At 73.0% G+C, this 8,851-nt stretch carries 8 protein-coding genes and 1 pseudogene; 6 read left to right on the forward strand and 3 right to left on the reverse strand.

Going from position 1 to position 8,851, the window contains the following annotated elements:
* Positions 1-587 (reverse strand): annotated as a pseudogene (locus QZX64_RS05805) (NADPH-dependent 2,4-dienoyl-CoA reductase); the annotation flags it as partial.
* Positions 584-1,174 carry a PadR family transcriptional regulator gene (locus tag QZX64_RS05810; protein ID WP_295657659.1) on the reverse strand — a complete coding sequence of 197 codons (591 nt, stop codon included), beginning with the start codon at positions 1,172-1,174 and terminating at the stop codon, positions 584-586. The pseudogene QZX64_RS05805 and the gene QZX64_RS05810, both read right to left, overlap by 4 nt.
* A gap of 157 nt (positions 1,175-1,331) precedes the next feature.
* Here QZX64_RS05810 and QZX64_RS05815 point away from each other — a divergent pair, with 157 nt between their 5' ends.
* The 4 genes from QZX64_RS05815 (at position 1,332) to QZX64_RS05830 (ending at position 5,838) form a co-directional block, all read left to right on the forward strand.
* Positions 1,332-2,414 carry a CaiB/BaiF CoA-transferase family protein gene (locus QZX64_RS05815; protein WP_295657660.1) on the forward strand — a complete coding sequence of 361 codons (1,083 nt, stop codon included), beginning with the start codon at positions 1,332-1,334 and terminating at the stop codon, positions 2,412-2,414.
* Positions 2,411-3,865, forward strand: a complete 1,455-nt coding sequence (locus QZX64_RS05820; RefSeq protein ID WP_295657661.1) for an NAD(P)/FAD-dependent oxidoreductase — start codon at positions 2,411-2,413, stop codon at positions 3,863-3,865. The genes QZX64_RS05815 and QZX64_RS05820 overlap by 4 nt, the downstream gene beginning before the upstream one ends.
* A 194-nt stretch (positions 3,866-4,059) precedes the next feature.
* Positions 4,060-5,562: a DEAD/DEAH box helicase gene (locus QZX64_RS05825; RefSeq protein ID WP_295657662.1), complete on the forward strand. Its 1,503-nt coding sequence runs from the start codon at positions 4,060-4,062 to the stop codon at positions 5,560-5,562.
* A gap of 81 nt (positions 5,563-5,643) precedes the next feature.
* A complete protein-coding gene (locus QZX64_RS05830) occupies positions 5,644-5,838 on the forward strand; it encodes a CsbD family protein (RefSeq protein WP_295657663.1) in 195 nt (64 codons plus the stop codon).
* Positions 5,839-5,914: 76 nt separating this feature from the next.
* On the opposite strand, the gene QZX64_RS05835 is transcribed toward QZX64_RS05830, so the two are convergent.
* Positions 5,915-6,658: a MerR family transcriptional regulator gene (locus QZX64_RS05835; protein WP_295657664.1), complete on the reverse strand. Its 744-nt coding sequence runs from the start codon at positions 6,656-6,658 to the stop codon at positions 5,915-5,917.
* Between the two features lie 102 nt (positions 6,659-6,760).
* On the opposite strand from QZX64_RS05835, the gene QZX64_RS05840 reads away from it, so the two are divergent.
* Positions 6,761-7,972 (forward strand): acetyl-CoA C-acetyltransferase, encoded by a 1,212-nt coding sequence (locus QZX64_RS05840; protein WP_295657665.1) that lies wholly within the window; start codon positions 6,761-6,763, stop codon positions 7,970-7,972.
* 64 nt (positions 7,973-8,036) lie between these two features.
* Positions 8,037-8,851, forward strand: an 815-nt coding sequence (locus QZX64_RS05845) for an enoyl-CoA hydratase/isomerase family protein (RefSeq protein ID WP_295657666.1), incomplete at its 3' end; no start/stop codon positions are given.

Consider the following 8,851-nt stretch of genomic DNA (forward strand, 5'->3'; position numbering starts at 1 on the left):
GGGGGGGACCGCATCCGCCTCTCGGCCGTGCCGCCCCACGCGTCGGTGCGGTCGTTGGTGCGCGCGGCGAGGAACTGGTTGATCAGGTAGCCCTCGGAGCCCATGATCTCGACCGCGTCGTACCCCGCCTTCTGCGCCAGCAGGACCGCGCGGGCGAAGTCGGACGCCGTCCGGTCGACACCGCGGGTCGACAGCGCGGTGGGCCGGAACGGTGTGATCGGCGACTTCCTCGCCGAGGCGCCGACGCTGAACGGGTGGTAGCCGTAGCGGCCCGCGTGCAGCACCTGCAGGGCGATCGCGCCGCCCTCGGCGTGCACGGCCCCGGTCACCCGGCGGTGTCGCATCGCCTGGAGGCGGGTGGTCATCTCGGACGCGAACGGCTTGAGCCAGCCGCGCCTGTTGGGCGCGTAGCCCCCGGTGATGATGAGCCCGACCTCGCCGCGGGCCCGCTCCGCGACGTACGCCGCCAGCCGGTCGACGTCCCACGGGCGGTCCTCGAGCCCGGTGTGCATGGAGCCCATCACCACGCGGTTGCGCAGGGTGAGCGAGCCGATGGTCAGCGGCGCCAGCAGGTGGGCGTAGGTCATCGATCGGTCCCTTCGGTGGCCGAGTGCCCCGCGAGGGACGAGCGGGGCGTGTCGAGACCCCGGTGCGCGTGCAGGTACTCCTCGAGCCAGTCGATCCAGAACTGCTCCAGCCCGATGCCGCCGCGCAGCACGAGGTACTGGTCGAGCTCGTGCCCGGTCAGCGACCCGGGCCGGGGGTAGCCGCGTCTCGCGAGCTGCTCGTAGTGCGCGAGCCGTGCCCGGTGGTCGGCGAGGTTGTCGCGGACCGAGGCGAGCACGGCCGTCCTCTCGCCGTACGACGCCCCGCGGAGCTTGACGGCGAGCTCGCTGCGGAAGGTCTCCACGGGTGTGGGCGCCGCCAGCCAGTCGGCCAGCTCCCGCTCGCCCGCGGCCGTGACGGCGTACACCTTCTTGTCGGGCCTGCCCGTCTGCGCCACCGCCTCCGCGTGCACCCAGCCGTCGGCCTCCATCCGCGCCAGCACGCGGTAGATCTGCTGGTGGGTGGCATGCCAGAAGTAGCCGATCGACTTCTCGAAGCGCCGCGTGAGGTCGAGCCCCGCACCAGGCTGCTCGCGGAGCGCGACGAGGAGAGCGTGCTCGAGGGCCACGGAGCCAGTGTGCCGGGCTATGCAACGAGTTGCAAGTGGTGGTCAGGACGACGCGTGCCGCAGACGTACCCCGGGCTCGCGAGGCCGAGGCGTCGCGTCCCCTCCCTCGCGGGGCTCGACGCTGCAACGCTGACACCACCTCTGTCAGAATCGCCTCATGGAGATCGAGCTCGGCCGGGGGACCGGGCCGCTGCGCGGGGTCCGGGTGGTCGAGCTGGCGGGCATCGGGCCCGGGCCGCACGCCTGCATGCTGATGGCCGACCTGGGGGCCGACGTGGTGCGGGTCGACCGGCCGGGCGGCGGTGACTTCGACGCCGGCGCGAAGGACGTGCTCAACCGCGGCCGGCCCAGCGTGGCGCTGGACCTGAAGCGCCCCGAGGCGGTGGAGACGGTGCTGGCGCTCGTGGAGACGGCCGACATGCTCGTCGAGGGCCTGCGCCCGGGCACCACGGAGCGGCTCGGGCTCGGCCCCGAGGCCTGCCTGGCGCGCAACCCGCGCCTGGTCTACGGCCGGATGACCGGCTGGGGCCAGGACGGTCCGCTCGCCCACGCGGCCGGCCACGACCTCGACTACGTCGCGGTCACCGGCGCGCTGTTCGGGCTGGGGCAGGATCGCGACCGGCCGCACTTCCCGGCCAACCTGCTCGGCGACTTCGGCGGCGGGTCGACCTACCTCGTCGTCGACGGCACCGCGCACCTCAACGCGATAGCTGTCACGATGGCCGCCACCGGCCTCCAGCGCGAGGAGCGCGCGTCCGGCCTGCTCGACGGCGGCACGCCGTACTACGACGTCTACGAGACCGCCGACGGCCGGCACATGGCGGTCGGGGCACTGGAGCCGCGGTTCTGGGCCGAGCTCGTGCGCCTGCTCGCGCTCGACCTGCCCGACCGCGACGACCCGGCGAACCACCCGGTCATCCGCGCCGCCCTCACGGCCAGGTTCGCGGAGCGCACCCAGGCGGAGTGGGTCGCGCTGCTCGAGGGCACCGACGCCTGCGTGGCCTGCGTCCTCCCGCTCTCCCAGGCGCCCCGGCACCCGCACCTCGCGGCGCGCGGCACCTTCGTCGAGGCCGACGGCATCACCCAGCCGGCGCCGGCCCCCCGTTTCTCCCGCACCCCGGCCACCCTCGGCCTCCCGCCGGCGCACGCGGCCGGCGCCCACACCAGCGCGGCACTCACCGCCTGGGGCATCGAGGGCGTGGACGCCCTCCTCGACAACGGAACGGCGGTCCAGGCATGACCAGCACGACCCCCCAGCACGTCGACGTCCTCCTCATCGGCGCGGGCCTCTCCGGCATCGGCGCCGCCTGCCAGCTCAGCCGCACGCACCCGCAGCGCTCCTACGCGATCCTCGAGCGACGCGCGGCCAGCGGCGGCACGTGGGACCTCTTCCGCTATCCCGGGGTGCGCTCCGACTCCGACATGTACACCCTCGGCTACCGCTTCAAGCCCTGGCGCGGGGAGAAGGCGCTCGCCGACGGTCCCTCGATCCTCGCCTACGTCCGCGAGACCGCCGAGGAGTACGGCGTCGACCGCCACATCCGCTACGGCATGCACGCCACCGGCGCCTCCTGGGACACCGACACCGCGCGCTGGACCGTGACCGGCACCCACGACGGCGAGCCGTTCCAGATCACGTGCAGCTTCCTGTGGGCCACCAGCGGCTACTACGACTACGACCGGGGCTTCACCCCGCAGTTCGAGGGCATCGAGGAGTTCGCCGGCCGGGTCGTCCACCCCCAGCACTGGCCCGAGGACCTCGACCACGCCGGGCGGAAGGTGGTCGTGATCGGCTCCGGCGCCACCGCCGTCACGCTGGTGCCGGCGCTCGCCGACTCCGGGGCGGGCCACGTCACGATGCTGCAGCGCTCCCCGACGTACGTCCTCTCCCTGCCGGCGGTCGACCGGATCGCCGCGGGCCTCCGCAGGGTGCTGCCCGAGCCGCTGTCGTACGCCGCCACCCGGTGGAAGAACGTCGGCGTGACCACGGGCATCTACGCGCTCTCGCAGAAGCGGCCCGACTTCATGCGCGGGGTGATCCGCAGGGCGACGGCCAAGGCCCTGCCCGCGGGGTACGACGTGGACACCCACTTCAAGCCGGTCTACAACCCCTGGGACCAGCGGCTGTGCCTGGTGCCCGACGGCGACCTGTTCCGCTCGATCTCCCGCGGCGACGCCTCCGTGGTGACCGACACGATCGACCGCTTCACCCCCACGGGGATCCGGCTGTCCTCCGGCGAGGAGCTCGAGGCCGACGTCGTCGTCACCGCCACCGGCCTCAACCTGGTCGCCTTCGGCGGCATCGACCTCGTCGTGGACGGCGAGAAGGTCGACCTGCCCGGCACGCTGGCCTACAAGGCGCTGATGCTCTCGGGCGTGCCGAACTTCGCCTACACGATCGGCTACACCAACGCCTCCTGGACGCTGAAGGCGGACCTCGTCGCCGAGTTCGTCTGCCGGGTGCTGGCGCACCTGGACCAGCGCGGCCGGCGCATCGTCGTACCCGTCGACGACCCCGACGTCGAGCGGCTGCCCTTCATGGACTTCATGGCCGGCTACGTCCTGCGCTCGATCGACGCCCTGCCCAAGCAGGGCGGCACCGAGCCGTGGAGGCTGCGGCAGAACTACCTGTACGACGTGCGGTCGATCCGCCGCGGCCGGATCGACGACGGGGTGCTGGCCTTCCGCTGACACGCCGGCGGTATCCCCGGGATTCCACGGAACACCCGGCCGCCGACTAGTGTTGGCCTCAGCAGCCCGGCCAGTCTTGCCCCGGGTGCAGCGCAGGATCTCGACGAGATCGAGATGGCGCCCTCCGCATGGAGGCACACCTCCGCCGATACGGCGTGATGTGTTGGCGAGACGCCAACCGAAAGCAATTCTCCTTGTCTTCCCAGACCTTCGCCGACCTCGGCGTGCCCACCGCCCTGTCCGCTCTCCTCGAGCAGCAGGGCATCACCTCTCCCACCCCGATCCAGGCAGCGACGCTGCCCGACTCCATGGCCGGGCGCGACGTGCTCGGCCGCGGCCGCACCGGCTCGGGCAAGACCTACGCCTTCCTGCTCCCGATGGTCGCGCGCCTCGACGCCGCCAAGCTGCCGGCGATGCCGCGCAAGCCGCGCGCGCTGATCCTCGCGCCGACGCGGGAGCTGGTCGGCCAGATCCACGCCGCCCTCCTGCCGCTGGCCAAGGCCGCCGGCCTGAGCACCCAGACCGTCTTCGGCGGCGTGGGCCAGAACCCGCAGGTCACCGGCCTGAAGAAGGGCGCCGACATCGTGCTGGCCTGCCCCGGCCGCCTCGAGGACCTCATCGGTCAGGGCCACTGCGACCTGTCGAACATCGAGATCACCGTGCTCGACGAGGCCGACCACATGGCCGACCTCGGCTTCCTGCCCGGCGTGCGCCGGATCCTCGACCGCACCCCGCAGTCGGGCCAGCGGCTGCTGTTCTCGGCCACGCTCGACAAGGCGATCGACGTCCTGGTCAAGCGCTTCCTGACCAGTCCCGTCACCCACGAGGCCGACTCGGCGCAGTCGCCGATCTCCACGATGGCCCACCACGTGCTGCACCTCGGCGGCCGCGAGCAGAAGCTGCCCGTGCTGGCCGACCTCGCCAGCGGCCCCGGCCGCACGGTCGTCTTCACCCGCACCAAGCACGGCGCCAAGGCGCTGGCCCGTCAGCTCAACAAGCTGGGCGTGCCGGCGGTCGAGCTGCACGGCAACCTGTCGCAGAACGCCCGCACCCGCAACATGGACGCCTTCCACGCCGGCCTGGCGAGCACGCTCGTCGCCACCGACGTCGCGGCCCGCGGCATCCACGTCGACGACGTCTCCCTGGTCGTGCACGCCGACCCGCCCTCGGAGCACAAGGCCTACCTGCACCGCTCCGGTCGTACGGCGCGGGCCGGGGCCGAGGGCACGGTGGTGACGATGATGACCAGCGACCAGGTGCGTGAGGTCCGCGACCTCACCCGCGCGGCCGGCATCAAGCCGACCATCACCCGCGTCGACGGCATCAGCCACCCGATCCTGGTGCAGCTGGTGCCCGGGGAGCGCACGCTCGTGCCCGGCGGCTACGTCGTCGAGGTGCCGGCCGGCGCCGGTGGCGGCTCCTCGCCGACCGGCCAGGGCCGCGCCCGCCGCTCCGGCGGGGGTCGCAACCGTGCCCGCGGCGGCGGCAACCGGGGCACCGGCCAGCAGTCGGGCGGCCAGCGCTCCGGAGGCCAGCGCTCCGGAGGCCAGCGCTCGGGAGGCACCGGCCAGGGCGCCGCGCCGGGCTCGTCGCAGGGCCAGCGCCAAGGTGGTCAGCGCTCACGACGTGGTGGCTCGGCCGGCAGCGGCGGTGGCGGCTCGCACAGCGCCGCGTCGTTCAGCTCCGGCCGCCGCTGACCCTCCCACCTCTTCGGACGGGCGCCGTCTCACCGGCTCCGTGCTTGGCTGGTGATGACAGCCACGACGAAAGGACCACTCATGGGACTCGCGGACAAGGCACGGAACAAGGCCGAGGACCTCGGCGGCCAGGCCAAGGAGGGCGCCGGCAAGGCGACCGACAACGAGCGCCTCGAGGGTGAGGGCCGGGCCGACCAGTCCGAGGCTCACGCCAAGAACGCAGGCGAGAAGGTCAAGGACGCCGCCGGCGACGTCAAGGACGCCTTCAAGTCCTGACCCGAGTAGCGCCTCGCCCCGTCACGCACCCGCGTGGCGGGGCTTCGTGCTCCTGGGGGCGTCTCCCGGCAGTGTGTCAGCGCGTGCGGCGCGCGATGTTCTCGCGCTTGGTCTCATCCATCGCCGCCTCGTAGGCGGAGACCAGCGAGGCGATCGACAGCGGCTTGAGCCGCTCGACCACCTCGCGCAGCCTCTCGGGGCTCGTGCCCGACTCCTTGTAGGCCGGCCACACCGTCGTCCGGAACAGCTCGTGCAGCTCCTGGGCGATGGCCCGGCCGTGGGCGGCGTAGAGGTCGGCGGCGGCGACGGCGGCCTCGGCGGGGAAGCCGAGGTCCAGCAGGCCGATGCCGACGGAGAGCTGGGAGGTGGCCACCTCCCACCGCCCGCGCTTGACCGGGGAGACGATGCCCAGCGCGCCGAGGGTCTCCAGCTCGCCGTCGGAGAGCTCACGGCCGGCCCGGGCGGTCAGCTCCTTGCGACTCATCTCGACCGGGCGCTCGGCCTCCCACGGGGCGAGCATCGTGCGGTGCAGCGCGATGTCCTCGGGGGTGGCGGTGGCCGGGATCCCGGAGACGTACTTCTCGATCGCCGACAGCGTGAACCCGTGCCCCTGCAGCTCCTGCACGAGCTCGAGCCGGGCCACGTGGTCGGGGGAGTAGTAGCCCGACCGGCCGCGCCGGATCGGCGGCGGCACCAGGCCGCGGGTGGTGTAGAACCGCACGTTGCGCACGCTCAGGCCGACCCGCCGCGTCAGCTCGTCGAGGGTCAGCAGGCCGCGCAGCGGGTGGACGCTGTCGGGCTCCGGGGCCGGCTCGTACACAGGTGCTCCTTGATCGGGTGACAGGCGCCACACGGCGACCCTTGACCACAGTGACAGCAATAGTGTCACAATCGAGGTAGGCAGCTCTCCCCTAGGACGGTCATGGCAGAAGCATTCGTGTACGACCACATCCGTACGCCGCGCGGCAAGGGCAAGGCCGTGGGCTCCCTCCACGAGGTCAAGCCGATCGACCTGATCGTCGGGGTGCTCGAGGAGGTGCAGCGCCGCAACCCGACGCTCGACCCCCACCGCGTCGACGACGTCGTGCTCGGCGTCGTCACCCCCATCGGCGAGCAGGGCGGCGACATCGCCAAGACCGCCGCCCTGGTGGCCGGCTTCCCCGAGACCGTCGCGGGCGTGCAGCTCAACCGCTTCTGCGCCTCTGGCCTGGAGGCGGTCAACCAGGCCGCGCAACGGGTCCGCAGCGGCTTCGAGGACCTGATCCTCGCCGGCGGCGTCGAGTCGATGAGCCGGGTGCCCATGGGCTCCGACGGCGGCGCCTGGGCCATGGACCCCGCCACCGCGCTGATCACCGGCTTCGTGCCGCAGGGCATCGGCGCCGACCTGATCGCCACCCTCGGCGGCTGGGACCGCGCCGCGGTCGACGCCTTCGCCGCCGAGTCCCACCACCGCGCGGCCAAGGCGTGGGCCAACGGCTACTTCGCCCGCTCCGTGGTGCCGGTCACCGACATCAATGGCCTGACCGTGCTCGACCACGACGAGCTGATCCGCCCCGACACCTCGCCGGAGGGGCTGGCCCGCCTCACGCCGAGCTTCGCCTCGATGGGCCGCGACGCCGGCTTCGACGACGTCGCCCTGGAGAAGTACCACTGGGTCGAGCGGATCGACCACGTCCACCACGCCGGCAACTCCTCCGGCATCGTGGACGGCGCCGCGATCACGGCCATCGGCAGCGAGCAGGTCGGCGCCGAGCTCGGGCTCACGCCGCGCGCCCGCATCGTGGCGACCGGCGTGTCCGGCGCCGACCCCACGATCATGCTCACCGGCCCCGCCCCCGCCGCCCGCAAGGCGCTGGCCAGGGCCGGCCTCGAGGTGTCCGACATCGACCTGTGGGAGATGAACGAGGCGTTCGCCGCCGTGGCGATGCGCTTCATCCAGGACATGGGCATCAGCCACGAGATCACCAACGTCAACGGCGGTGCCATCGCGATGGGCCACCCGCTGGGAGCTACCGGAGCCATGATCCTCGGCACGCTCGTCGACGAGCTCGAGCGCCGCGACCAGAGGCGGGGCCTGGCCACCCTCTGTGTCGGCGGGGGCATGGGCGTCGCCACCATCGTCGAGCTCGTCTGAGGTCTCGATAGGCCGCTCGTCCCTCGCGGCTGCTCGACCACCGACCTAGAACAGGAACGCACCCATGAGCGCCAGCACCGACACCCAGACCGCGGTCCGCTACGACCGCGACGCCGACGGCATCGTCACCCTGACCCTCGACGACCCGACCGCCGGCGCCAACACCATGAACGAGCTCTACCAGCGCTCGATGCACGACGCGGTGGAGCGTCTGTACGCCGAGCAGGACGACGTCACCGGGGTCGTGGTGGCCAGCGCGAAGAGGACCTTCTTCGCCGGCGGCAACCTCACGCTGCTGTCCTCGGCGACCCAGGACGACGCCGCCGACGTCTTCGCCTCCGCGGAGGCGGTCAAGGCCGACCTGCGCCGCCTCGAGAGGTTCCCCCGGCCGGTGGTCGCCGCCATCAACGGCGCCGCCCTCGGCGGCGGCCTCGAGATCGCGCTGGCGTGCAACCACCGCATCGCCGTCGACGACGGCCGCACCGAGATCGGCCTGCCCGAGGCCACGCTCGGCCTGCTGCCCGGCGGCGGCGGGGTCACCCGCGTCGTACGCATGCTGGGGCTCCAGTCGGCCCTGATGGACGTGCTCCTCCAGGGCACCCGGTTCAAGCCCGCCCAGGCCCGGGAGAAGGGCCTGGTCGACGAGCTCGTCGAGAGCCAGGACGAGCTGCTGCCGGCCGCGAGGGCCTGGCTGGGGGCGAACGCCGAGTCGGCCGCGAACCCGTGGGACGTGCCGGGCTACAAGATGCCCGGTGGCACCCCCAGCAGCCCGAGGCTGGCGCCGTTCCTGCCGGCGTTCCCGGCGCTGCTGCGCAAGCAGACCAAGGGCGCGGTCTACCCGGCCCAGCGCGCGATCCTCTCGGCGGCCGTCGAGGGCGG

Origin of the sequence: uncultured Nocardioides sp. (assembly GCF_902805925.1) — a bacterium.
Classification (GTDB): Bacteria; Actinomycetota; Actinomycetes; order Propionibacteriales; family Nocardioidaceae; genus Nocardioides.

What these genes read in the sequence shown, in the direction of transcription:
- QZX64_RS05815 (WP_295657660.1), top strand. Translation starts at nt 1,332, where the DNA reads ATGGAGATCGAGCTCGGCCGGGGGACCGGGCCGCTGCGCGGGGTCCGG.
- QZX64_RS05820 (WP_295657661.1), top strand. Translation starts at nt 2,411, where the DNA reads ATGACCAGCACGACCCCCCAGCACGTCGACGTCCTCCTCATCGGCGCG.
- QZX64_RS05830 (WP_295657663.1), top strand. Translation starts at nt 5,644, where the DNA reads ATGGGACTCGCGGACAAGGCACGGAACAAGGCCGAGGACCTCGGCGGC.
- QZX64_RS05840 (WP_295657665.1), top strand. Translation starts at nt 6,761, where the DNA reads ATGGCAGAAGCATTCGTGTACGACCACATCCGTACGCCGCGCGGCAAG.